Below are 23,146 nucleotides of genomic sequence, written 5' to 3'. Positions count from 1 at the left end.
AGTCTAGCGCGCCAGCTCCGCCACCCGTTTAACGGCCGCCTCGATGGCGAAGTCCTCGTCCCCGCCCTGGCCCTTGACCGCAGCATCCAGCTCCGCCATGAGGATCACGGCCTTGGTGATATTCTCCCCCGACCAGCGCCGCGCCACCGGTTGGGTGAGTTTTACCGCGTAGGGCGCCATGCCGGTCTGGGAGGCCAGGGAATACTGATCCCCGCGCGCGGAGTAAAGCCGCGCGATATTGCCCACCTTGTTAGCCAGCGCCGAGGCGATGGCCACGGGGCTCGCCCCTAACTGCAGCGCTCGACGGCACGTGGAGACCGCCGCCTCCACGCGGCCAGCCACAGCAGCATCCGCGATATCCCAATTGGCTACCTCTGCCACGCCTACGTAGTACGCGTGTACCGCCTCGCGGGTTACCTTGCCACCTGTGTCGAAGACCAATTGCGAGATGGCGGAGGCGAGTTCGCGGAGGTCGGAGCCGACGCCGTCGAGAAGCGCCTGCACCACATCCGGGGTCGGTCGCACCCCGTGCGAGGCGAACTCGCGGGTGGCCCACTGCGCGAGCTCGCTCGGGTAGAGGGAAAAGACCTCGTGCACCTCGGCCGTCTTGCGCAGCGCCGCGATGAGCTCCGGCGGCTTCTTCTTTTTCTTCAGCGTCTTCGCCGTCACCGAGTAGATCAAAATGAGCGTGATGCCGGGCATCGGGTTGGCGCAGGCGTCGAGGAGGATCGTCGTGACCTCCTTGCCGGCCCGCTCCACATCACTGATGACGATGACGCGGTCCTCCCCAAACAGGGAGGGGCTGGTCGCTTCCAGGATTTCGCCCTCGCTGACCTCGGAGGCCTTGAGCTTGGTTACCTCGCCGTGTTGGATACTCAGGCGGGCGCGCTCGGCCAGGAATTCGTCATCGCCGAGGATGAGGTGCACGGGGGCTGAAGACATGCCTGTCATCTTAGCAACGCCGCGATGATCCACCCGCCGAGCAACAGCACCGCGATAGGGCCGGCGGTCACGGTGGTCACGGGCATCGAGGAGGCGACAAAGTGGATCCAATCCGCCAAGGGCTCAATGAGGATCACAAGCGGCCTGCCCAGCCCCACCTGCGCCAGGGCGGCGGCGATAAGCCCCACGACGGTGATGACCGGCACGACCGGAGCCACCAGCACATTGGCGATGACAGAGACCACCGAGACCCGCCCGGACATGAGCGCGATGAGCGGCATGGTCACGATATCCGCGGCGATGGCCACGGCGAAGGCGCGGGCGACAATACCTGTGCCCAACACGCGCAACAGCAGCGGGCTGAGTACTACGATGCCGGCGGTCGCCGCCACGGAGAGCGCGAAGCCGAAGCTGACCGCTAGGTCGCTGTCCGCCGCGAGCAGAAAGAGCACTCCAAGAGCCAGGGCATGGAGCGGCTCCATCTTCGAGGAGCTGAGCACCGCCGCCAGCCCCGCCAGCCCAGCGACGGTGGCGCGCTGGACGGAGGGCTCCCATCCCACCAGTGCCACGAACAACGCCAACGCGCTTGCCGACGCCCCCACTCTCATCCGTGGCCCCGGCACCACCAACGCGGCCGCGGTGCACACGATGGCGACGTTAGAGCCGGACACGGCACTCAAGTGCGACAGCCCGGTGTCGATGTAAAGCTGCTTGTCCTCGGGGCTTTGCAGGCTGGTATCGCCCAGCACCATGCCAGGGATAAGGCCGTTATCGCACACGGCGCGGAAGTTCTCCGCCACCGCGGCGGTCCAGCTATGGGCGTGCGCGGTGAGTTCGCCGCTGAAGACGGTCTGCCCTACTCCTATCCGGTCAGACGGACCGGGGTGACCGTGCACCGTGACAAGGGAGCCGCTGAAGGCCTCCGGTTTTTCCTTGAGGAAGACCGGCAGCTGCGCTGGATAGCCGGGCACGCGCAAGCGCACCATCCATCCGGAGGCTGTCTGGGTGGGCTCGGCGGCAAGTTTTCCCGTCACCTCCGAACCAATATGAAAGCCCGCCGCGCGCACCGAGCGCACATGCGCAAGGGTGGCGAAGATGGCCCCACTCGCCGCGCACAAGATGCCCTGGCCACGCCACTGCCCGCGCGCTAAAGCGAAGAGCACGAGCCCGCACAACAGCCACGGGTGGCCGAAAAGTACTGCGAGCGTGGCCAACCATGCGACCACCGCGGCGGGCACCAGCCGCAGTTCCCTCACGGCCGAACCTTGTCCTTGAGCTTCGCGAACTTCGCCGGGCCGATGCCGGAGACGTCCATGAGTTGCTCCACGGTGGTAAAGCTCCCGACTTCCTCGCGGTGCGCGATGATCGCCGCAGCCGTGGCCGGCCCCACCCCGGGAAGCTCAGTGAGCTCCTCCGCGGTGGCGGAGTTGAGGGAGATAGTGTCTTCGGCCGCAGCGCCTGGGGCAGCGGGTGGAGCGCCGACGGTGATCTGTTCGCCGTCGTTAAGCTTCTGCGCCAGGTTGAGGTTGTCGGTGGGCACGCGCGGGCGTGCCACCTCAAGGGCGTCGTTGATGCGCGCGCCCGGTGCCAAGGTCACCAGGCCCGGCTGCTCGACGTCGCCCACGACGGAGACCACGATGTCGGCCGCCACCTCGCTGCTCGGCGCGGCCACCTCATAAGGGTTCTCCGCGCTGCGGCTCAGCCCCAGCCAGGCGAGGAGCGCGACGCCGGCTAAACCTGCTACGACAAGCGCCAGCCAGGGTGGCACGCGCACGCGCGGAAAGTCGACGTTGAGCAGTTCTTCTTCCCCGGTGGGGCGGGTGAGGTCACGGAGGCGATCAGCAATGGCGTTCATGCCCGCGACGCTACGCAGCGCCCACACCCCCGTCGAGGGCTTAAGCCTCAGCCTGTGGATAACTTGTTGAAGACATCAACAACGTATTTAGCTCGGCTCCGCCATCAGCTAAAGACCGCGGAGACGCCGATGGCTCCGGGACCGACGTGGACCGCGAGGACGTCGGTAAGCGGCACCAGCATGAAGGAGGAATCCGGCAACGCCAAGCGCAGCAGGTCCTCCAGCCGGCGGGCCGAGACCTTGTCCTCGTTGTACTGCACCACGATGAACGCCGGCTTGCCCTCCGCGCGGGAGGCCACCAGATCCACGAGCTTGGTAAAGGCCTTGGTTTGGGTGCGGGTCTTGCCCACCATCTCCAGCTTGCCGCCCTCAATCGCCATGATTGGCTTGGTGGCCAGCAGCGCGGTCGACAGCATCGCCGTGGCGCGAGAATGCGCCCAGAACGGCGCAGCTCCTCCGTCGAGCTGAGATAGACCAGGTGTGCCCGCGCTCGAGGGTGTTGATGCGGCGGCATAGCACTCGTCGAGTGAGGCGCCTTCCTGGACAAGCTTCGCTGCGGCCATGGCAGCGGCACCCATGACCATGCCCGCGGTGCCGGAATCGATGACGCGCACGGTGTCGGGGAAAACGCCGGAGGCAGTCACCGCCGCCGACCACGTCGAGGACAGTTCCTTCGACAGGTGGATGGCTAGCACCCCGTCATCGCCGGAGCGTTCCATCTGACGGCCATACAGGGCCGCTAGCTCCAAGGCAGTCAGACCAGAGGTGGACAGCTCCGCGCCATCCTTGCCGTGACTTTCCATGACGTGCAGGTCCACGACGCAGATGTCGAGCTCCTCGACGATATCCGCCGGCAACCCCGCGGCGGAATCGGTGACGACGCGAATCACTAGACGTCCGCCCCGGCGCCACCAACGACGGCGCCGCCCATGTTCCAGCCGTCGAAGTACCACTGGGCGCGGCTGACGTTCTCCGGGGTGAATTCCAGCGGGGAGAGCGGACGAGCGGCATCGAACTCGGGCCGCGCGGTCAGCTGCGACCAATGGGTGTTTTTCAGACCGGAAAGAATCCCGTACTGGTGATGCTCAAGGCCCAAAAGGTGGCAGGTCAGCGCGGAAATGGCGCCGCCGTGCGCGACGACAAGCACCGCGCCTTCATCCCAGTCGGAGTGCTCCTGCATGAGCTCATCAATGACCGGGCGGGCTCGGTTGGCCACATCGACGCGGCTTTCGCCCTGCGGCGGCGCCCAGGTGGGGTCGTGGCGCCACAGCGCACGCGCCCCGGGGTACTGCTCATCCACCTCGGCGGAGGTCATCCCCTGCCACTCCCCCAGGTGGGTTTCACGCAGGCGCTTATCGACGGTTACCGCAAGCCCCAAGTGACGGGCGATGATCTCAGCGGTTTCGCGGGCACGGATGAGGTCCGAGGCGACAACCGCGGTGATGCCTTTATCCTCGAGCAGGTCAGCAGCAGCGCGCGCTTGGGAGTACCCTACGTCCGACAGCTCGGTGTCCAGGTGCCCCTGCATCCGTCCGGTGGCGTTGTAGGTAGTTTGCCCGTGGCGGATGAGGAGGAGACGGCGGGTCATAATTCGTCATCTTCCGGCTCTGGCTGGGCCAGGGGAATCTCATCGATCGAGTCCACGTCGCGCGGGTTGACTTCATCAGACCACTCGCCGGGGCGTTCCGGGGTGTCCAGACCGGGGATGTCGAGAAGCGGGCAGTCGTGGTAGAGGCGATCCAGGCCGTAAAACTCGCGCTGATCGTTGCGCTGGACGTGGACCACGATGGGGCCGTAATCGAGCAAGACCCACCGGTTCTCACGATTGCCTTCGCGGCGCTTGGGCTCAAAGCCCTGCTTGGTCAGCTCGTCCTCGACTTCCTCGACGATAGACGCCACTTGGCGCTCGGTATCGGCGGAGGCCAAGACGAAGACCTCGGTAATCGCCAGCACGTCGGAAACGTCAATAGCGGCAATGTTGGTGGCCAGCTTTTCATCCGCAGCCAAGGCGGCGGTTTCCGCCATCTGGCGTGCTTCATCAGTAATCGACATGACAATCCCTACACAAGTACTTTTCTCTTAAGAACTCTAGTCTTACACGACAAGGCGCATTTTCCTAGTCGAATTCCCCCCGCCTCTGCGCGGATACTACAGCGGTTTTTCCGGGTGCGGGCTGTAGAGGTGATTCTTGGCGATGTATTGCACCACCCCATCCGGCACCAGGTACCACACCGGCTGGCCCTGCTCGGCGCGGGCGCGGCAATCGGTGGAGGAAATGGCCATGGCGGGAATCTCGATCAGCTCGATGTCGTCTTGGGAGCCCTCCGGCAACATGTCCTTGCGTAGCTCGTAGCCGGGGCGGGTCACGCCAACGAAGTGCGCCATCTCCAGCATCTCTTCCCAGTTCCGCCAGCTCATGATGGAAGCGACAGAATCCGCACCGGTAATGAAGTAGAGCTCGGCATCGGGGAAAAGCTCGCGCAAGTCCCGCAGCGTATCGATGGTGTAGGTGGGGCCCTCGCGGTCAATGTCTACGCGGGAGACCGTAAAGCGCGGGTTTGAAGCGGTGGCCACCATGGTCATCAGGTAGCGATGCTCGGCGGCGGTGACCTGCTTATCTGCCTTCTGCCAGGGCTGGCCGGTGGGCACAAAAACCACCGTATCGAGACGGAAACGGTGGGCTACCTCGCTAGCAGCGACGAGGTGGCCGTTGTGGATCGGATCGAAGGTGCCACCCATGATGCCGATGCGTTGTGGACTAGTCATGGCTGGTGAGTATACCGGCCACAGCATCAATGACCTGCACGTCCTGCTCGGTAGGCTCCCCCAGGAAGTAGGAGGCATGGCGCTTTGCCTTCGTGGCTAACGCTCGGTTGGCGGCTTCCAGGGAGAAGTCGCAGACGAAGTCACCGTCCAAGCAATAATCGACGGCGCGGTGTTCCGGCAGCCCGGCGCGGTTCTTAGCCCACGACACCTGGTGGAGCGGATTGCCGAACGTCAGCACCGCATGCAGGCGCCCGGTATCAGCGAGGTAGCTTTGGGCGCTTGTCGCGACGAGCGCGCCCTGCGAATAGCCGGCGGCCACCCAGCGCGGCCGGCAGCCGGTGGTGGCTTCATAGTCTTCGACCACCTTTGGGGCGTTGCGGACACCGGTGCGCAGACTATCGACGGCCCCCAGCGTCACCGAGTACGCCAAGTCCCCAATGGGGTGCTGCTGGAGGATCTCCACGATTCGCTGCACGACGTCACGCGGGCTGAGGACCTCTCCCTCCTGCGCCAAGGGCGGCAGGTTCATGGCGGCGGGGTATGCCTCCGGATCGAGCGCTAGTACATAGACGCCATCCATAGCGCCCAGGTGGCGCTGCTCGACCTGGTGAAACAGCGCAGCAAAGTTACGCCCCTCAAAGCCCGTGGATTCTGGCGCACGCGCGGAGTAGCGCTGCGGGCCCACGTATTCGCCTTGTTCCTCGTTCTGATCCGAGCCGCGCGCGACAAGCACTGCGGTCTCGGGGCAGGTGTCGATACCGCCCGCCGAGGCCGCAGGAACGTTCAGGAGAAACGCTGCTGCGCCAAGCGCGGCACACATGCTAAGAGAAAGAGGCTTCACCCTTTCCTGTTTAGCGGAAACGAACGCTGTCTACCATGCGGCCGATGGAATCGTAGACCTGGTTATCCCACTCGTGGTAGGTGAAGAAGTACTGGCCGTGGGAGCCGCCAGTGGGCTTAGCGGCGTAGAGGGTATGGGCGGAGAGATCGCACACGGCATCGAGGGGCAGGCAGTAGTCCACGCGGCTGACGTTGGCGCGCATCTGCGGGAAGTGGCCCATCGGGCCGCCCGCGCCCTGGGTCGCACCGACAACGGCCGGATCCCCGGCGCGGGTCAGCGGGTTGCCAAAGGTCACGACACCGGCGAGCTGGCCGCGGTGGGCTAGCTCCAGCTCGTGGTTGGACAGGACCATAGCACCTTGGGAGTAGCCGGACAGGATGTACTGCGGGTGGCAGCCGGTAGCGGCCTCGTAGTTGTTGATGGCGCTGGTCACGCCGCGCTTGCCGGTCTGTACGGAGTACATGAACTGGTTGATGGCGGAGACCGCGGTGTTGATGACCGGGTTGGCGTACTGTGCGGCTAGGCGCACCAAGTCGGCCGCGGTGGTGGGAAGCGACTCGTTCGGCACGGAATACTCCGGGTACGTCGCCGGGTAGTATTGCGGCTCCAGCCCCAGCACGTAGACATCCTTCATCAGCGAGTTGCCACCGTGTGTTGCCTGATAGCGCGCTTCAGCGCCGTGCAACATGGCGCGAATGGATTCGCCTTCCCACCCATTGGAGGCTCGGCCACCCTGGTTGGAGTACTGCGTGGGATAGATCTGGCCGTTCTGGCCGGAGCCGCGCGCGGCGACGACGACCACGGCGGGGCACTGTTCGTCGGCATGCGCGGCGGGTGCAGATACGGTGTTCGGGACGATGAGGGCGGCCGCGGCCACGACGGCGGCGGCGACGGAGGAAGCAATGCGGGACAGCATGAGCGGAAGGCACCAATCAGTTCTTTGTTATTACCGCGCTTTAGAGTACCCAGTCCTGTCCCGCCGCGCAGCACGAACCCCACACAAGGCGAACAATCTACTCGAAAAGTTTTCGAGTAGGATGTTTTGCGCAGGTCAGGCTCGAAAAATTCCTTTCGAGTAGCTTTCGAGCCGCCTCTAGGGGCGCGTCTGGCCAGTGCCCTGCAGCACCCACCTAGTAGACGTCACCTGATTTAGGCCAATGTAGTGCGGAACAATCCCACCCCACCGCCGGAAACCACCAGGCAGCAGTGTCAAGAGTCACGTTGCTCACCCACCCAAGACCTAAGTCAGGCCACAATGACCGTTTCCGTAGAGCACTGCACGTCTCTTCCCAAACGGATTACCTCTTCGCTCCCCTCGCAATGCGCAACGCCTGCGTCCCTCCATCGACATGCTGGAAGCATCTGACAAAAGGCATCAGTCATAAGGCGTTTTCACGGCTGAAAACGCCATTTACTCATTGCAGATGGCGTTTTTTAGACCCAAAGATGCCCTTTGCCAGATGCCTTTTGCAGGGGACGCCTTCCGGACTTAAGCCATTTTAGTGCGGAACACCCCCCTCACCGCCAAACAACACCAGGTAGCAGTGTTAAGAATGACGTTGCTCACCCACCTATGCCCTAAGTCGGGTTAGAGTACCCAGTCCTGTCCCGCCGCGCAGCACGAACCCCACGCAAGGCGAACAATCTACTCGAAAAGTTTTCGAGTAGGATGTTTTGCGCAGGTCAGGCTCGAAAAATTCCTTTCGAGTAGCTTTCGAGTAGCTTTCGAGCCGCCTCTAGGGGCGCGTCTGGCCGGTGCCCTGCAGCACCCACTTGGTAGACGTCAGCTCCGGCAGAGCCATCGGGCCGCGCGCGTGCAACTTCTGAGTGGAAATGCCGATTTCTGCGCCCATGCCGTAGACCTCACCGTCAGTAAACGCGGTGGAGGCGTTGAGCATGACAGCCGCAGCATCCACCTCGTTGGCGAAGGTCAGCAGCACGTCAGCGTCCTGGGCGGCGATGGCTTCGGTGTGGCCGGTGGTGTACTCGGCGATGTGCGCGATGGCGCCATCAACACCGTCGACGACCTTGGCGCAGATATCCATGGAGAGGAATTCTTCGCGCCACTCTTCGTCGGTGGCCTCCACGGCGTCCTTAACGCCGAAGGCTTCGAGCTCCTTCACATCGCCGTGGATGGTGACGCCTGCCTCCTGGAGCGAGGTGATGATGCGGAGCTTGGAGGCGTCGTCAAGCGCGGCGTCGATCAGCACACCCTCCGTGGCATTGCACACCGAGGTGCGGCGGGTCTTGCCGTTGATCACCATATCGATGGCCTTGTCCAGGTCAGCGGAGGCATCGACGTAGAAGTGGCAATTGCCGGTACCGGTCTCGATGGCGGGGACGGTGGCGTTTTCCACCACAGCGTTGATGAGGCGCGCGCCGCCACGGGGGATGACCAGGTCCACCAAGCCGCGGGCGGTGATGAGATCCTGCACGGAATCGTGGGTCTCACAGGGCAGAAGCTGCACACCTTCGCGCGGCAGATCGAACTCCATAAGGGTGTCCTGGAGGAGCTCCACGAGCTTGGCGTTGGAATTCTTCGCGGACTTGGAGCCGCGCAACAGCGGCACGTTGCCGGACTTCAGGGCCAGGCCGAAGGCATCGACGGTGACGTTCGGGCGGGCCTCGTAGACCATGCCCATCACGCCGAGCGGCACGCGGACCTGCTTCATCTGGATGCCGTTATCCATGGTGCGGCCCTGCAGGATCTCCCCTACCGGGTCCTGGAGGGAGGCTACCTGGCGCAGGCCGCCGGCAATACCCTCGATGCGGGAGGCGTCCAGCGACAGGCGGTCGATGAGGGACTCGGACATGCCATTAGCGCGGCCGGCCTCGATATCGAGCTGGTTAGCAGCGAGGATGTCCTCGGTGTGCGCGATGAGGTTTTCCGCGGCGCGGTTCAGGATTTCATTCTTGCGCGGGGTGGGCAGCTGCGCGAACTGCGGCGCCACCGCCTTGGCGGCGCGGGCTTTGGACAGAACTTCTTCACGTTCGGTGTTGCTCATGCCATACCAGCGTACGGAAGGTCTGCCCGCTTGTCAGGGATTCTGTGCCGCTATGGGCGCGGATCGGCCCTTAGTTAGGCCTCGAGCTCGCGGCGGCGCTCCGCCGCGGCACGCAGGCGCTCGGCGCGCTTTTTCTTTTCTCCTTCGGAAAGCTCATCAAAGAGCTCTTCATCCGACTCGCTGAACTTCAACACCCCGCGCGCAGCCCAGGAAGCGAAGAACGCGATGACTGGCGAGATCCAGAAATAGCTCCAGTCAAAGACGAAGAGGCCTAGGAAGAGCGCGATCATCGCCACCGACCAGATGACGGAATCCACTATCTGCACCTTGCGTCCGCGGGAGAGCATATCCTCCAGCTCCGCCTCGTGGCGGGTAGCGGGTGCTGTAACACGTGGGGTGGAAAGCTCCGGCAGGTCCGCAAAGAGCTTTTCGACGTCTCCGCGCGTGCGCGCCGCGGCAGCCTCGCCGGTGCGCTGCTCAAATTCATCGGGGCCTAACGTGCCGTTGACGAAATGCTGGCTCAACTGCTCCAGGGCCGCAGAACGCTCAGCATCACCAACGCGGATATCGGGATTCTCCATTAATAACCTGCCTTCGGGTCAACCAGGGTAGGCAGCTCCTCCCCCGCCGCGAAAGCCTTGGCCACCTTGATGGTGTGCGCGCCAATCTTCTCGCGCACGGAGCGCTGCGTATTGGCAATATGCGGGGTGATAACCACGCGCTTATCCTGCCACAGCGGGTGATCCTCCGGCAACGGTTCAGGGTCCGTGACGTCGAGTGCCGCACCCGCGATCTCCCCTGCCTCCAGTGCCGCAACGAGGTCCTCGGTCTTGATGAGCGGGCCGCGGCCCACGTTGACCACGACCGCGTGATCCGGCATCTGCTTAAAAGCTTCCGCATCCACCATGTGGCGGGTCTCCGGGGTAAGCGGCGCGATGAGAACGAAGTAATCCGCTTTCGGCCAGACCTTGTCCACCTGGGAAATCGGGTAAGTCTCCTCCGCGCCCTCGACCGGGTTGCCGGAGCGGTTGACCGCGATGATGCGCGGCCCGAAACCGGAGAGCATGCTGATCAGACGCTTGCCAATGCCACCGGCACCAATAATGGCCACCGTCTTATCGTCGTAGAGGTAGGAGGTGTGAGCCTCCATCTCTGCATAGGAATCAAACGTGCCATTAACGCGGCGATGCGCGTGCAGCTGCGCCAGGAGCAGAGCGATGGTGGATTCCGCCACCGTGTTGTCATACACACCAGCCGCGTTCGACCACGGCACGGTGGTTGTCTTCATGGCATCCAAGACGTGATCCACGCCCGCAGAGGGAATCTGCACAAAACCGATGTTCTCCGGCAGCGGGTCCGGGAAATCAGTGCCATTACCGGTGTAGATGAGGAAGGAGGCCTCATCAAGCGGGGCGCGCTCAAAGCCCGCGGCATCGAGCACCTCGATGGTCTCCTCCCAGGGGTGTGGTTCGATGGCGTACTTCAAGAACATCCTCCTTGTTAGTATCCGGCGTCCGGGTCGACGCGCGTGGGCATTTCCTCGCCGCGCTCCCACGCGGCGGCGTTGGCATTGAAGATAGCACCCAAGTGGTACTGGGCCACGTGCTCCGAAGCCGCCATGTGCGGGGTCAGCGTGGCGTTGGGGAGCTCATAGAGCGGGTGGCCATCCGGAAGCGGCTCCGGGTCCATGACCTCGAGGCCCGCTCCGGCAATCTCGCCCGTGCGCAGTGCGTCCACAAGATCGTCAGTCACTACGGTGCTGCCGCGGCCGACGTTGATAAACACCGCCGAGTGCTTCATGGCGCGGAACACAGCGGCATCAAAGAGTGCTTCCGTGGCGGCCGTCGCCGGCAGGATGCTCACAACGAAATCCGCCTCGCCCCATGCTTCGTCGACGCGCTCAATCGGCAGTGTTACGTCCGCGCCGTCCACCGGGCGGCCCGAGCGGTTCACCGCGGTGATGTGCGCGCCGAAAGGCGCGAGATAGGCCATGAGCTGCTTCCCGATGCCTCCCGCGCCCACGATGAGCACGCGCGTTGGCCCCTGCTGGTCATAGAGCCAGGCTTGGGATTCATCGAGCTCGCGCGCCACCGACCACGACTTCGCCAGGGCGAAGGCCTTGTGGTGGTGTGCTTGGGAGAGCATCAGCCCCAGCGCGGATTCCGCCACGGGCTTGGCAAAAGCGCCGGCGGAGTTGCACCACGGGAGCCCGTCCCGCCGGATGAGTCCGGCATCAATATGGCGGTTGACCCCGGGGAAGCAGTATTGCACCCACTGGATATTCTCCGGAATCTCCGGGGTCTGCGCTGGATCCGAGGCGGTGTTGACAAAGACCTCCGCCTCCTCCAAACTCTCGACGCGCTCGTGCCCAGCAGCGTCGATATCTGCCACGGTTGCTGCCCACACATCGGGGCCCATGAAATAACGCATCAAACTCGGGACGCGAAATTGGACAGGTAATCGGCGTGAACAACCGGGCGGCGCATGTCCTCCGGCAGCTCCTCGGTGTGCTTGCCCAGCAGGTTGCGCAGCGTAGCGGAGTCATAGCCCACCTCACCGCGGCCAATGACCTGGCCCTTGGGGCCCATAATGTCCACGATCTCACCGGCGCTGAACTCACCCTTGATATCCGTGATGCCCACGGCCAACAGGGAGTTTCCGCCGCGGACCACGGCTTCCATGGCGCCCTCGTCGAGGCGCAGCGAGCCGCCGGTATCCGCGCAGTAGAGCGCCCAGAACTTCCACGCAGACAGGCGGCGCTCCTCACGGGTGTGGAAGACGGTGCCTACGGAGGCGTCGTCAAGCGCCTGTCCGATGTTATCCGCCGAGGTCAGCAGCACGGGAATGCCGCCGCGGGTGGCCAAGCGCGCAGCAGAGACCTTCGTGGCCATGCCACCGGTGCCGACCTTGCCGCCGTCACCAGCAACAACCGCCTTGAGGTCCTTGCCGGTGCGCACCTCCTCGACGAACTTGGCATCGGGCTCCGCGGGGTTCTTGTCGTAGAGACCGTCCACGTCGGAGAAGAGGAAGAGGGCATCCGCGCCAACCAAGTTGGCCACGAGCGCGGAGAGGCGGTCGTTATCACCGAAGTGCATCTCGGAGGTCGCGACGGTGTCATTCTCATTGACGATGGGTACCGTGCGCATCTGGCGCAGGCGGTCAATGGTGCGCTGGGCGTTGCGGGCGCGATCGCGCTTGCCGACGTCCGACGCGGTCAGCAGCACCTGCCCAATGGTCCGGTTGTAGCGGGCAAAGGATACACCCCACTCGTAGGCGAGGTGGACCTGGCCCACCGCGGCAGCTGCCTGCTTGGTGGCGAGATCGGTGGGGCGCGTGGTCAAGCCCAGCGGGCCCATGCCCGCGGCCACCGCACCGGAGGAGACGATGATGATGTCCGAGACATTCATGCGGGCGCACACGGCGTCAACGATCTTGTCGATCTTCTCAGTCGAGGTCACGAAGTCATCGCGCGTCAACGACGAGGAGCCGATCTTGATGACGATGCGCTTGGCTTTGGAGATCTCCTCACGCAGGGGTGAGGAGAAACCGCTGGATTTTTCCGACAGCGTGGTCGTCTCCGGATAGTCCATATCCGGGGTTGGTCCCTCGAAAGGTTCGAGGGGAAGAGGATAGTCGATCTGGTTGTCGTGTTCGGATGACATACCGGCTCATTATACCGGGCTAGCCCTGCCAGCGATCGCGGTTCGCGGACTCGCGCGTGACCTCCCCGTCGGTGCCATAGTCAAACTCGTCGACGAGACCGCGGCGTGCCTGGGAAGCGCGCTTACGCTCGGCAGCCGAGACTCGCTCGGTGCTCATGAGGCGGCCATCCTGTCCGCGGCCAGCGTCGGTCGCGCGGCCACCAGCCATGGGCTCGTACTCGAAGGTGATGTCCCCGATGGTCACGGGGCAGCCTTCCTGCGCGCCTTGGCGGTGCAGTTCCTCTTCGACACCGGCCTTGGCAAGGCGGTCCGCGAGGTAGCCCACGGCCTCGTCGTTTTCGAAGTCGGTCTGGCGGATCCAGCGGTCGATTTTCTCGCCTTCGACGATGAAGCCGCCCTCCACCTCCGGATCCGGGGTGACGGTGAAGTCGGCGAACCTGCCCTTCTTTTTCTTGCCCACGGACTTCGGCTGAATAATGGTGTGGTTCTTGTCCGCGGCGACCTTGGGCTGAGCCTTGCGGTGCTCGTTGACCATCTCCATGAGCTTGTACTTCAGTGGGTCGAGGCCCTTGCGCGCGACCGCGGAAATGATGAAGACGGGCCAGCCGTACTTCTCCTCGAGGTCACCCTTGACAAATTCTGCTAGCTCTTCGGCCTCGGGAATGTCCGCCTTGTTGAGGATGATGACGCGCGGGCGCTCACGCAGATCACCCAGGCCGGTGTCCTGCTCCAGCAGCTCTTGGTACTTGGCCAGCTCGGTCTCGAGCGCCTCGATATCGGAGAGCGGGTCGCGGCCCGGCTCGATGGAGGCGGTATCCACCACGTGCGCGAGCACCGCGGTGCGCTCGATGTGGCGCAGGAAGTCGAGTCCCAAGCCCTTGCCCTCGGCGGCCCCAGGGATCAGGCCCGGAACATCCGCCATGGTGAAAGACTCATGGCCCATGTCCACTACGCCCAGGTTGGGCTGGAGGGTGGTGAAAGGATAGTCACCAATCTTCGGCTTGGCCGCCGAGAGAACAGAAATAAGGGAGGACTTACCCGCGGAAGGAAAGCCCACGAGGCCGACGTCCGCCATGGACTTCAGCTCCAGGATGAGATCGCGCGCCTCACCAGGTTCTCCCTGCAGCGCAAAGCCCGGAGCCTTACGAGCAGCCGAGGCCAGTGCTGCGTTACCAAGTCCGCCGAAACCGCCCTCCGCAGCCACGAAGCGGGTCCCCGGGACCGTGAGGTCCGCGAGCATCTCCCCATCCTCGGTATAGACCACGGTGCCTGCCGGCACCTCCAGAATGAGGTCCTTGCCGCGCGCGCCGTTGCGCCAGTCGCCAGCACCGTTGCCGCCACGCTCGGATTTGATGTGCGGGCGGTAGTGAAAGTCCATGAGGGTGTGGATTTGGGTTGAGACCTCCAGCAGGATGTCTCCGCCGTGGCCGCCGTTGCCACCATCGGGCCCGCCGAGCGGCTTAAACTTTTCGCGGTGAACGGAGGCGCAGCCGTGTCCGCCATCGCCTGCCTGCAGGTGCAAAACCACTCGGTCAATGAATCGTGCCATGCCCGCTAGTCTAACGGTTCCTGGCATACCGTCCTAGTTGGGCACTACCGGGGATCTGAAGCCCACGGCCCCTTTAGTCTTCTCCACGCTCCCCCGCCAAGGCGTCCGCGTAAAACGACAAAATCCCGAGCGAAAAGCTCGGGATTAAGCCATGAGGCTCTTAGGCAGTTGCTTCTGCAGCAGCCTCTTCAGCCGGAACAATGTTGACCAGACGACGGCCACGCTTGACGCCGAACTCAACAGAGCCTGCAGCGAGAGCGAACAGGGTATCGTCGCCGCCGCGACCAACGTTCTCACCCGGGTGGAACTTGGTGCCGCGCTGACGCACGATGATCTCGCCGGCCTTAACCTGCTGACCACCGAAGCGCTTGACGCCGAGACGCTTGGACTCGGAATCGCGACCGTTGCTGGAGCTGGAAGCACCCTTCTTGTGTGCCATGTGGTTTCCCCTCCTTCAGGGATGAATTAGTGCCGGTTAAGGCTTACTTGATACCGGTAATCTTCAGCGTGGTCACCGGCTGACGGTGACCGAGGCGACGCTTGTAACCAGTCTTGTTCTTGTACTTGAGGATGTCGATCTTCGGGCCCTTGCCCTGCTCGACAATTTCAGCGGAGACGGAGACCTTCTCGAGGTCTGCGGCCTTCGACTTGACGGTTGCGCCATCGACGAGCAGAACCGGGGTGAGAGCAACGGAGGAACCCGGCTCACCCTCGATCTTCTCGACCTTGACGAGGTCACCTTCAGCAACCTTGTACTGCTTTCCGCCGGTCTTGACGATCGCGTACATAGAGGGCTACCCCTTATCTAAACTCGGCTCGCTAGCAGCTGGGTGGTGCCGCTAACGAATGGACATTGGACATTGGCGTTTAGAACCACATCCGCGAGAGACGTGCGGAAACCGCAGCGCGTCCCATCGAGCGCATTCATGGTCTAAACAGCGACTGTCAAAGACTACCCCGTGAGGGGGCGAAAAGGCAAAACGCCTTTTCTAGCGCGACCTGCGCCGTGCTACTCGACGCCTCCCGCGCCCGCCCCTGCGCCTTGTCGACGCCGTAGTCTCCTCGCGCTCCTTCGCCTCAGTGCTGTGCTCCGCGCCCCTACCGCGTTCCTTCGGTGCCGGCGCGGATTGGCTCTGCGCCATCTTGCGCACCACTCGGCGGCGACCGCGGCTGCGGGTCGCGCGCACGTTCATGTTCTCGCCCGACTCCGCGGCCTTGCGCTCTGCCTTGGCCTCCTTTTTAGAGGTGGCCAGCGGAGCGTCCTTGGCTGGGGTCTCGTCCTGTGCAAAGTCTTCGCGCTTCGGGCGAATATCCGAACGGGAATTTCCGCGTGTGCGGCGCTTGCGGCGCGGCGAGTTCTCGAAAGCCTCGACGGCTTCCTCGTAGGTTGGCTCCGAGCGCTGTGCGGAGGACTTCTTCTCCGCTTCAGCGTTCTTAGCGTTCCTATCCTGCTTGCCTTGCTGCGCGCGCAAGCCCTCACTCGTCTCCTCGCGCTGTGGCTCCCGGAAGGTACGCGTTGCCCGGCGCGGCTTGCGCGAGCGCTTCTGCTTGGATTTCGGCTTCGATCGCTTCGCTTCCAGGCTTTCCGCTACCGCGTAGCCAATGGACGCGCTATCCGGCGTCTCCGCGTCATCGTCGTCCACGACGACCACGCTGGCCACGAGTTCCTCCAGCGAAGATTCTTCGTCGCGCGCTGCTTCTTCATTGTCAGCACGGGCAGCCTCATGCTCGGAAGCGGCATCGTCGTCCTCGCGATGCATACGGACGGCGGCCGGGTGCTTCTTCGGATCGCGCTGCGGTGCACGGCGTTCCTTACGGCCGCGGCGCTGCGGCTTCGAGTTATCCTCTTCCGTCTCCTCATCAACCGGGTACTCGTGAATGATGATTCCTCGGCCATGGCAGGCCTCGCACTCGGTGGAGAAAGTCTCGATGAGGCCGGTGCCCACGCGCTTGCGCGTCATCTGCACCAAGCCCAGTGAGGTGACCTCAGAAACCTGGTGACGAGTCCGGTCGCGCCCCAACGCTTCCTTGAGGCGGCGCAGCACCAGATCCTGGTTTTCCGGCAAGACCATATCGATGAAGTCCACGACGATCATGCCGCCGATATCGCGCAGGCGCATCTGGCGCACGATCTCCTCGGCCGCCTCGAGGTTATTTCGCGTCACCGTCTCTTCCAGGTTGCCGCCGGAGCCGGTGAACTTGCCCGTGTTGACGTCAATGACCGTCATGGCCTCAGTGCGGTCGATGACGAGGGTGCCGCCAGACGGCAGCCACACCTTGCGGCCCAGGGCCTTCTGCAGCTGCTCATCAATGCGGTAGGCGCTGAAGGCATCCTCGCCATCGTGCTCGCGGGCGTCGTATCGCACCACGCGGTCGGCCAAGTCATGCGCCATGGAATCAACGTAGGCGCTGACCGTGTTGTAGGAACGCTTGCCGTCCACCACCAAGGTGCTGAAGTCCTCGTTGAAAAGGTCACGCACCACCTTGATGAGCAGGTCCGGCTCTTCGTACAGGGTGACCGGCTTGGCGCCCTTCGTTGCCTTTTCGTGCGCGGCGCGGGCGCTAATGTCCTCCCACAATGAGTGGAGGCGGTTGACGTCGGACGCGATGTCCTCCTCCCACACGTTTTCCGCTGCGGTGCGGATGATGGCGCCGCCATCCCCCGGGATGACGCGCTCCAGAATCCCCTTGAGGCGCTTGCGCTCCGGCGCCGGCAGCTTGCGGGAAATGCCCGCGCTGCGCCCGCCCGGCACATACACCAGGAAACGACCGGCCAGGGAAATCTGAGTGGTCAAACGTGCGCCCTTGTGCCCGATGGGATCCTTGGCCACCTGGACCAGGACTTGGTCACCGGACTTCAGCGCGTTTTCCACCTTGCGGCTGCGCCCACCAATGCCCAGGGCGCGCCAGTCGATGTCTCCCGCGTACAGCACGCCGTTTCGGCCCTGTCCGATATCGACGAAGGCGGCCTCCATCGAAGGCAAGACATTTTGCACGCGGCCCAAGTAGATATTGCCAATCTGGGAAGGGTGCGTCTCGGTCGTGACAAAGTGCTCGACCAGGAGATCATCCTCCAGCACACCAACCTGGGTGATGATGCCAGCGCCGTCGGTACGCTGCTTATCGCGCACCACCATGGTGCGCTCTACAGATTCGCGGCGCGCCAAAAACTCCGCTTGGGAGACGATGTGCTGGCGCTCGCGGCCCTTCTCCCGCAGCTCCGCACGGCGGCGACGCTGCGCCTCGATGCGGGTTGAGCCCTTAATCGCCTTCGGCTCGTCGATGTGCTCGACTTCCTCGCGGACTACCCCGCGGCCTTCTGCTCCGCGGCCACGAGAGGTACCGCGGCTGCCGCGACGGCGACCGCGCGGCTGGCTTGCCGGTGCCGAATCTTCCTCGATTTCTTCCTCGCGTTTTTCTGACTTCTGACGCTTGGCCAGCGGAGTGATCTTCGGCGCCATGAAGACCGGCGCGAAGTCGTACACGTCCGGGTCTTCCTCAGCCATCGGGGTGATCAGCGGAGTGAGCTCGTCGTCCTCGTCGCTATCACCGGCCTCGGCGAGCGCCTCGTGCAGCATTTCGGCATCGACCTTGTCGACGATCTGCGAAATCTCGTTATCAACGTTCTTGCGCACGCGCTCGCGCAGCTTTTCTTCTTCCTCGCTCAGCTGCTCCGGCTGCCCGGCCTGTTCAGTATCCTGTGTCGAGTCCTGTGCCTGTGCAGCTTCCTGCGGCTCCCCCGCGCCATCCTGTTGCGCAGCAGACTCTTCCGGTGCGGGTTCCTCTGCCTGCTCCTTCGGCTCAGCCTTCTTGCCTGCCTTGCTCACGCGCTTCGCCGCGCGCTTGGTGCGCTTCTTCTTCACCGTCTTCTCCGGCTTTTCCTCAGCCGGGGCTTCAGTAGTTTCTTCGACAGGTTCTTCGGGGGTCTGCGCAGCATCGGCCGTGACTGCAGCCTGCTCGGCGTCCTCGGCGGCGGCCTGATTGGTGTCCTCAGTGGCTGGCACGAGGGCATCGATAAGCTGACCCACCTCCTCCGGCGTAAGTGTGGATTGTGCGGACTTCTTGATGCCCATCTCCGCGAACTGGGCCACCAATTCCTTGGAGGCCACGCCCACCTGCTTAGCCAAGGCATAAAGGCGAGTCTTAGGCGCGAGCGCCTCGCGGTCAATCCCCGCTACAGCCGCGGCCAACGTCGATTCAGTGCGTGCTTCTTCTGTTTCTGTTTTCTTCTTGGATGCCATCAGTGGCTAATCTCCTGACGTTGTGCTCACCCCGGGCGCAGGTTGCCGCCACACGGCGGTGAGGCTTTGAAAAAATTCTCTTCATCTTTATTTAGTTGTCAGTGCCTTCCATTCTGGCACAGAGCTCGACCGAGGCTCACATGTTAGTATCGCCGCTATGTCCGACAGCGCGCCCACAAACACACCGGCAGAGCGGAAAATACCTGTCCACGCGCCACGCACAGTGGCGCAGGCGCGCGCTCGTAACGAGATTGCACTGCGGGATATTGTGACCGTGGCCGTGCCCGCGGGCATCGCCTCCGGCCTTCGCGCCGTTGACCTCCCTTACCCCTACGCGGTCCCGGTCTACGCGGTACTCATCATGGTGATGCTCTACGGAGTCTTCCGCATCATTCGCAGCGAGCCGAGGTTGGTGCAGGCCTCCCAAGAAGAGTACCGGGCGGGCGATTACCCTCTTCTCGCCTATTTTCTACCGGTGCTTGCTATCTTCTCCCCTCTCATCACTGAGGGAATTAAATCCACCGGGATTATCGGCGATGTCTCACCCAACCCTATCCTTATCGCCGCTGGACTTACTGCTTTCTCCATCCCTGCGTTCATCTTCGGTGGCCGCGCTTTCGGTACCACCTCCTACCGAGTGGGCAAGCGACGCATCAAGGCCATCACCGAACAAGGAAGCCTCGAAGGCGTCACTCAAGCGAGCATCGCCGCAGTAGAAACTCACCCGGAAGTCCTCAGCGGGCTAGTCGCCGCCGGTGCAGTCACTGGCAATACCACCTCCATCTCTGAGCTGGGGCGGCTGATCGGCTACGAGGAGGGGCTCGAAGAAGAACTCCGTGAACTCGAAGCGGCCGGCGTGGTGAAACTGCCTGGTCTCATCAAGTGGAGTGGTGAGCGGACCTTTAACATCACTCTGACCGAAGCTGGCGTGCGCAGCATGGACGCTGCACGCACGCGCTAGCGCGGAAGAGTGGCATCTCCCGGGAAGAGTTTCGGGCCAATCCAAAGTATGAAATAGACCAGACCAACGAGGACTGGAATCTCAACAAGAGGACCAATCGTTCCGGCAAGGGCTTGAGCAGACATCGCTCCGAAGGTGCCGATGGATACTGCAATAGCAAGCTCAAAGTTGTTTCCTGCTGCAGTGAACGCCACGCTGGCAGACTGCGCGTAATTCATGCCAACGGCCTTTGCTACGCCCAGCGACAGCACAAACATGCCCACGAAGTAGATAACCAGCGGCACGGCCACGTGCACTACCGTTGCTGGCTGCTCCACAATGTGCTCGCCCTGCAGGGAAAAGAGCAACACAATTGTGTACAGCAGACCAATCATGGCCAGGGGCGATACGGCTGGGAGGAAGCGGTTCTCAAACCATTCCCGTCCTTTTACCTTTTCGCCCCACACGCGAGACAGCGCACCCAACAGGAACGGTATGCCCAAGAAGACGAGTACGGCCTTGACGATGGCCCAGAAGGAAAAGTCAGCGCTCGTCGTGTCCAGGCCCAGCCATCCGGGGAGGACGCGCAGGTAGAACCAACCCAGAACACCAAACATAGCGACCTGGAAGATGGAGTTCAGGGCGACAAGCACAGCCGTTGCCTCGCGGTCAGCGCATGAGAGGTCCGACCACACAAGCACCATGGCGATACAGCGAGCAAGGCCCACGATGATGAGGCCGGTGCGCAGCTCCGGCTGGTCCGCCAAGAACAGCCACGCCAGGGTAAACATAAACGCCGGCCCCACCAGCCAGTTGAGGACGAGCGATACCGCCATGAGGCGGCCATCCGTGGCAATTTCCTTGGTCTTCTCGTAGCGAACCTTGGCCAAGGGTGGGTACATCATGACGAGGAGACCAATGGCGATCGGGATGGAAATCCCGCCGATTTCAACGGCGCCCAAGGCTTGGCCAATCCCGGGAATGAAGTGGCCAATGAGCAGTCCGGCAGCCATCGCCAGAATGATCCACATGGGTAAAAACCGGTCAAGAAAAGACAACTTCGGGCGCTGCGACACAGCCATGTCCCCCCTCCTTCGACGTTAAACAATGGACAATACAAACATGCAATATACAGCACGTATTGATACGCGTCAATATAACGTAGGGTGCAAGGATAACCCCTATACTGATCGCATGGCTTCCTCTTCCACGCCCGAAACCAGCGCGCCCAGCACTGAGTGTTGCTCCTTAAGCACAGGCCCGCTCAGCGACGCCGAGGCGAGGCATTTTTCGCAGCAATTCAAAGTGCTGGCAGACCCTGCCCGCCTGCGTCTTTTGTCCATCCTGTGTGATGAAGGCTGTGGGCCCATGAGCGTCACGGAACTCACCGAGCTCACTGCGCTGAGTCAGCCCACGGTCTCGCACCACCTAGCGCGCCTGCGGGAAGCCGGCTTGCTATCCAGACAGCAATGCGGCCGCACCGTCACCCATCAGGTGCACAAAGACGCTTTTGCGGCCTTGCGCACGCTGCTGTCGTTCGACTAACCGGTACCTGATCGGATCTGCGCTCGAGCACACAGGACGGGTTCGGGTTAAGGGTCAGAAATGACAAAAGCCCGAGCGCTATGCTCGGGCTTCGTTACGCGCTCAGCGCGGTAATCATAGTTAGAGGTTCGGGAACCAGATGGAGATCTCGCGCTCAGCGGACTCCGGGGAGTCGGAACCGTGGACGACGTTCTCGCCAACGGTCAGAGCGAAGTCACCGCGAATGGTACCCGGGGTAGCCTTCTCCACCGGGTGGGTGCCACCGGCCAGCTGACGCCATGCGGCGATGGCGGACTCGCCCTCGACGATGCCAGCAACCAGCGGTGCGGAGGTGATGAAGTCAACGAGCTCGCCGAAGAAAGGCTTGTCCTCGTGCTCGGCGTAGTGCTTCTTTGCGGTCTCCTCGTCGGCGACGCGCAGATCCATGGCGACGAGCTTCAGGCCCTTGCGCTCGATGCGGGAGATAATCTCGCCCACGTGGCCGTTCTTGACGCCGTCCGGCTTGATGAGAATCAGTGTACGTTCAGTCATAGGGCACATAGTACAGAATGGGTGCTCCCGCGTCCTGCCAGTGGGCCAATTATTAAGCGCTACGTAAGACGTTGCACGATTTCCTCCGCGCGCTCATGGCTCGTGCCACGAAACCACAGCTGCACTTGGCGCACGGCCGTGCCGTATTGACCGCTCTCCAGCAGGCCTTTCAGATCCTCGCGCTGCCACTCCTCCAGATCCGCAAACTCCACCGGCTTCTCATCGCGCTGCTGCTTGAGCATGCCCACGACGAGGAACACAAAGGCCGGGAGCATCAGCGCAAGCGGGAGCGCAAAGCCCCCAACATACAGCTTGGCCACGAGTGCGGCGATGCACAGCAGCGCGGAAAGACCATAGAGGAGAAAGAGCATGCCCGTTAGTGTAGCGCGTCCAGCGTCGACTGCAGCCAGGCGCGAGAACTCATGAGCAGGCGCTTTGCCACCGCGGTATGGGGAGCCCACAGCTCGAAGGCATGCACGCCGCCGTCTACGACCTCGCATTGCGTGGGCACGCCGGCAGACTTCAGACGCTCGGCGTAGTCCACAATTTCGTCGTAGAAAAGCTCACTGCTCCCCGCATACAACCAAGCCGGTGGCAGACCTGCTAACTCCGCGCGGCGACCGGGCACGGCATAGGGTGCGTCTGGGTTGCCGTTGGTGTAGTAGCGCCAAGCCTGCGCATTGGAGTCCGCGTCCCAGATGGGATTGCGGTCGGTGGAGGCAGCGCGGTCATCGAGCATCGGGCAAAAGAGCCACTGCCCCGCCGGCTGAATTCCGCCTTCATCTAGGAGGCGCTGGCACAGTGCGGCGGCGAGCCCTCCCCCGGCGCTTTGGCCGCCGATGACAATCCGATCTGGGCTGATTCCCAGATCTTCCGCATGCGTGAGGAGCCAGTGGTGGGCCGAGTGGACGTCGTCAAGCGCGGCCGGATAGGGGTTCTCCGGGGCATAGCGGTAGTGCGGCGCAATGACGGTGACACCGACTTCCGCGGCGGTCTCCTTGAGGTGTTTGACGTCTTGGCGCGGATGGCCCATGAGCAGCCCTCCGCCGTGGATCCACAGCACAGCGCCGCGCGGGTTCTCCGGGCTATAGATGGTCGCGCGGATATCGGAATTCTTCACCTGCTGCGTGCGCACGCCCTGGATATAGGGTGCGGGCCAGAGCGCGGGGACGACACGCCCGGCACGGCGGATGAGCGGATTGGTCGGATCCCACAGCGACATAAAAGCCGCGCCCGCGCGCAGCTCCGGCCGGATAAACACCGCGGCGG

General features: G+C 63.1%; 24 protein-coding genes. 2 read left to right on the top strand and 22 right to left on the bottom strand.

What is annotated here, in order from left to right; translation table 11 throughout:
• Positions 1-3 precede the first annotated feature (3 nt).
• The 18 genes from holA to HWX44_RS05095 form a co-directional block, all read right to left on the bottom strand.
• Positions 4-951, bottom strand: a complete 948-nt coding sequence (gene holA / locus HWX44_RS05180; protein WP_175973462.1) for a DNA polymerase III subunit delta — start codon at positions 949-951, stop codon at positions 4-6.
• A complete protein-coding gene (locus HWX44_RS05175) occupies positions 948-2,198 on the bottom strand; it encodes a ComEC/Rec2 family competence protein (protein ID WP_175973460.1) in 1,251 nt (416 codons plus the stop codon). Before HWX44_RS05175 ends, holA begins: the two co-directional genes overlap by 4 nt.
• Positions 2,195-2,797 carry a ComEA family DNA-binding protein gene (locus HWX44_RS05170; protein WP_144013489.1) on the bottom strand — a complete coding sequence of 201 codons (603 nt, stop codon included), beginning with the start codon at positions 2,795-2,797 and terminating at the stop codon, positions 2,195-2,197. Before HWX44_RS05170 ends, HWX44_RS05175 begins: the two co-directional genes overlap by 4 nt.
• A gap of 104 nt (positions 2,798-2,901) precedes the next feature.
• The gene (locus HWX44_RS05165; RefSeq protein ID WP_254868114.1) at positions 2,902-3,687 is read right to left on the bottom strand and encodes a DegV family protein; all 786 of its coding nucleotides are present in this window, start codon (positions 3,685-3,687) and stop codon (positions 2,902-2,904) included.
• Positions 3,687-4,385: a histidine phosphatase family protein gene (locus HWX44_RS05160; protein ID WP_070517903.1), complete on the bottom strand. Its 699-nt coding sequence runs from the start codon at positions 4,383-4,385 to the stop codon at positions 3,687-3,689. The genes HWX44_RS05165 and HWX44_RS05160 overlap by 1 nt, the downstream gene beginning before the upstream one ends.
• On the bottom strand, positions 4,382-4,849 hold the full coding sequence (rsfS, locus tag HWX44_RS05155; RefSeq protein WP_046648992.1) for a ribosome silencing factor: 468 nt from the start codon (positions 4,847-4,849) through the stop codon (positions 4,382-4,384). The genes HWX44_RS05160 and rsfS overlap by 4 nt, the downstream gene beginning before the upstream one ends.
• Positions 4,850-4,945: 96 nt before the next feature.
• Positions 4,946-5,563, bottom strand: coding sequence for a nicotinate-nucleotide adenylyltransferase (nadD, locus tag HWX44_RS05150; protein ID WP_049156470.1), 618 nt, complete (start codon positions 5,561-5,563; stop codon positions 4,946-4,948).
• Positions 5,556-6,404, bottom strand: coding sequence for a cutinase family protein (locus tag HWX44_RS05145; protein WP_254868113.1), 849 nt, complete (start codon positions 6,402-6,404; stop codon positions 5,556-5,558). Before HWX44_RS05145 ends, nadD begins: the two co-directional genes overlap by 8 nt.
• A gap of 10 nt (positions 6,405-6,414) precedes the next feature.
• Positions 6,415-7,320 carry a cutinase family protein gene (locus HWX44_RS05140; protein ID WP_049156476.1) on the bottom strand — a complete coding sequence of 302 codons (906 nt, stop codon included), beginning with the start codon at positions 7,318-7,320 and terminating at the stop codon, positions 6,415-6,417.
• 820 nt (positions 7,321-8,140) lie between these two features.
• Complete coding sequence (locus tag HWX44_RS05135; RefSeq protein WP_175973458.1) at positions 8,141-9,409, bottom strand: glutamate-5-semialdehyde dehydrogenase; 1,269 nt, start codon at positions 9,407-9,409, stop codon at positions 8,141-8,143.
• Positions 9,410-9,483: 74 nt separating this feature from the next.
• Positions 9,484-9,990 (bottom strand): DUF1707 SHOCT-like domain-containing protein, encoded by a 507-nt coding sequence (locus HWX44_RS05130; RefSeq protein ID WP_175973456.1) that lies wholly within the window; start codon positions 9,988-9,990, stop codon positions 9,484-9,486.
• Complete coding sequence (locus HWX44_RS05125) at positions 9,990-10,895, bottom strand: D-isomer specific 2-hydroxyacid dehydrogenase family protein (protein WP_175973454.1); 906 nt, start codon at positions 10,893-10,895, stop codon at positions 9,990-9,992. Before HWX44_RS05125 ends, HWX44_RS05130 begins: the two co-directional genes overlap by 1 nt.
• A gap of 14 nt (positions 10,896-10,909) precedes the next feature.
• Positions 10,910-11,839, bottom strand: coding sequence for a D-isomer specific 2-hydroxyacid dehydrogenase family protein (locus HWX44_RS05120; RefSeq protein WP_175973452.1), 930 nt, complete (start codon positions 11,837-11,839; stop codon positions 10,910-10,912).
• Complete coding sequence (gene proB / locus HWX44_RS05115; protein ID WP_254868120.1) at positions 11,839-12,999, bottom strand: glutamate 5-kinase; 1,161 nt, start codon at positions 12,997-12,999, stop codon at positions 11,839-11,841. Before proB ends, HWX44_RS05120 begins: the two co-directional genes overlap by 1 nt.
• 91 nt (positions 13,000-13,090) lie before the next feature.
• Positions 13,091-14,620, bottom strand: a complete 1,530-nt coding sequence (obgE, locus tag HWX44_RS05110) for a GTPase ObgE (protein WP_070701338.1) — start codon at positions 14,618-14,620, stop codon at positions 13,091-13,093.
• A gap of 160 nt (positions 14,621-14,780) precedes the next feature.
• Complete coding sequence (rpmA, locus tag HWX44_RS05105; RefSeq protein ID WP_010190882.1) at positions 14,781-15,059, bottom strand: 50S ribosomal protein L27; 279 nt, start codon at positions 15,057-15,059, stop codon at positions 14,781-14,783.
• Positions 15,060-15,102: 43 nt separating this feature from the next.
• A complete protein-coding gene (gene rplU / locus HWX44_RS05100; protein WP_010190885.1) occupies positions 15,103-15,408 on the bottom strand; it encodes a 50S ribosomal protein L21 in 306 nt (101 codons plus the stop codon).
• Between the two features lie 201 nt (positions 15,409-15,609).
• Positions 15,610-18,861 carry a translation initiation factor IF-2 N-terminal domain-containing protein gene (locus HWX44_RS05095; protein WP_175973448.1) on the bottom strand — a complete coding sequence of 1,084 codons (3,252 nt, stop codon included), beginning with the start codon at positions 18,859-18,861 and terminating at the stop codon, positions 15,610-15,612.
• Positions 18,862-19,018: 157 nt separating this feature from the next.
• Between HWX44_RS05095 and HWX44_RS05090 the strand changes: the two genes are divergently transcribed.
• Complete coding sequence (locus HWX44_RS05090; protein WP_049157132.1) at positions 19,019-19,822, top strand: hypothetical protein; 804 nt, start codon at positions 19,019-19,021, stop codon at positions 19,820-19,822.
• On the opposite strand, the gene arsB is transcribed toward HWX44_RS05090, so the two are convergent.
• Entirely contained in the window at positions 19,819-20,883 is a 1,065-nt protein-coding gene (gene arsB / locus HWX44_RS05085) for an ACR3 family arsenite efflux transporter (RefSeq protein WP_102234100.1), read from the bottom strand. The two genes, HWX44_RS05090 and arsB, sit on opposite strands and share 4 nt — an antisense overlap.
• A 112-nt stretch (positions 20,884-20,995) precedes the next feature.
• Between arsB and HWX44_RS05080 the strand changes: the two genes are divergently transcribed.
• Entirely contained in the window at positions 20,996-21,346 is a 351-nt protein-coding gene (locus HWX44_RS05080) for an ArsR/SmtB family transcription factor (protein WP_046648980.1), read from the top strand.
• Positions 21,347-21,466: 120 nt separating this feature from the next.
• On the opposite strand, the gene ndk is transcribed toward HWX44_RS05080, so the two are convergent.
• Genes ndk through HWX44_RS05065 form a run of 3 tightly spaced genes read right to left on the bottom strand, consistent with a single transcriptional unit; the run spans position 21,467 to position 23,138 of the window.
• On the bottom strand, positions 21,467-21,877 hold the full coding sequence (gene ndk / locus HWX44_RS05075) for a nucleoside-diphosphate kinase (RefSeq protein ID WP_039676402.1): 411 nt from the start codon (positions 21,875-21,877) through the stop codon (positions 21,467-21,469).
• A 59-nt stretch (positions 21,878-21,936) separates the two neighbouring features.
• Positions 21,937-22,248, bottom strand: coding sequence for a hypothetical protein (locus HWX44_RS05070; protein ID WP_046648979.1), 312 nt, complete (start codon positions 22,246-22,248; stop codon positions 21,937-21,939).
• Positions 22,249-22,253: 5 nt separating this feature from the next.
• On the bottom strand, positions 22,254-23,138 hold the full coding sequence (locus HWX44_RS05065; RefSeq protein ID WP_254868112.1) for an alpha/beta hydrolase: 885 nt from the start codon (positions 23,136-23,138) through the stop codon (positions 22,254-22,256).
• Positions 23,139-23,146 lie beyond the last annotated feature (8 nt).

It is taken from the genome of Corynebacterium sp. Marseille-Q2823, from assembly GCF_903645345.1.
GTDB classification, from domain to species: Bacteria; Actinomycetota; Actinomycetes; order Mycobacteriales; family Mycobacteriaceae; genus Corynebacterium; species Corynebacterium hiratae.
The sequence above is the reverse complement of the archived record's forward strand: the minus strand, read 5'-3'. Positions and strand labels throughout refer to the sequence as shown.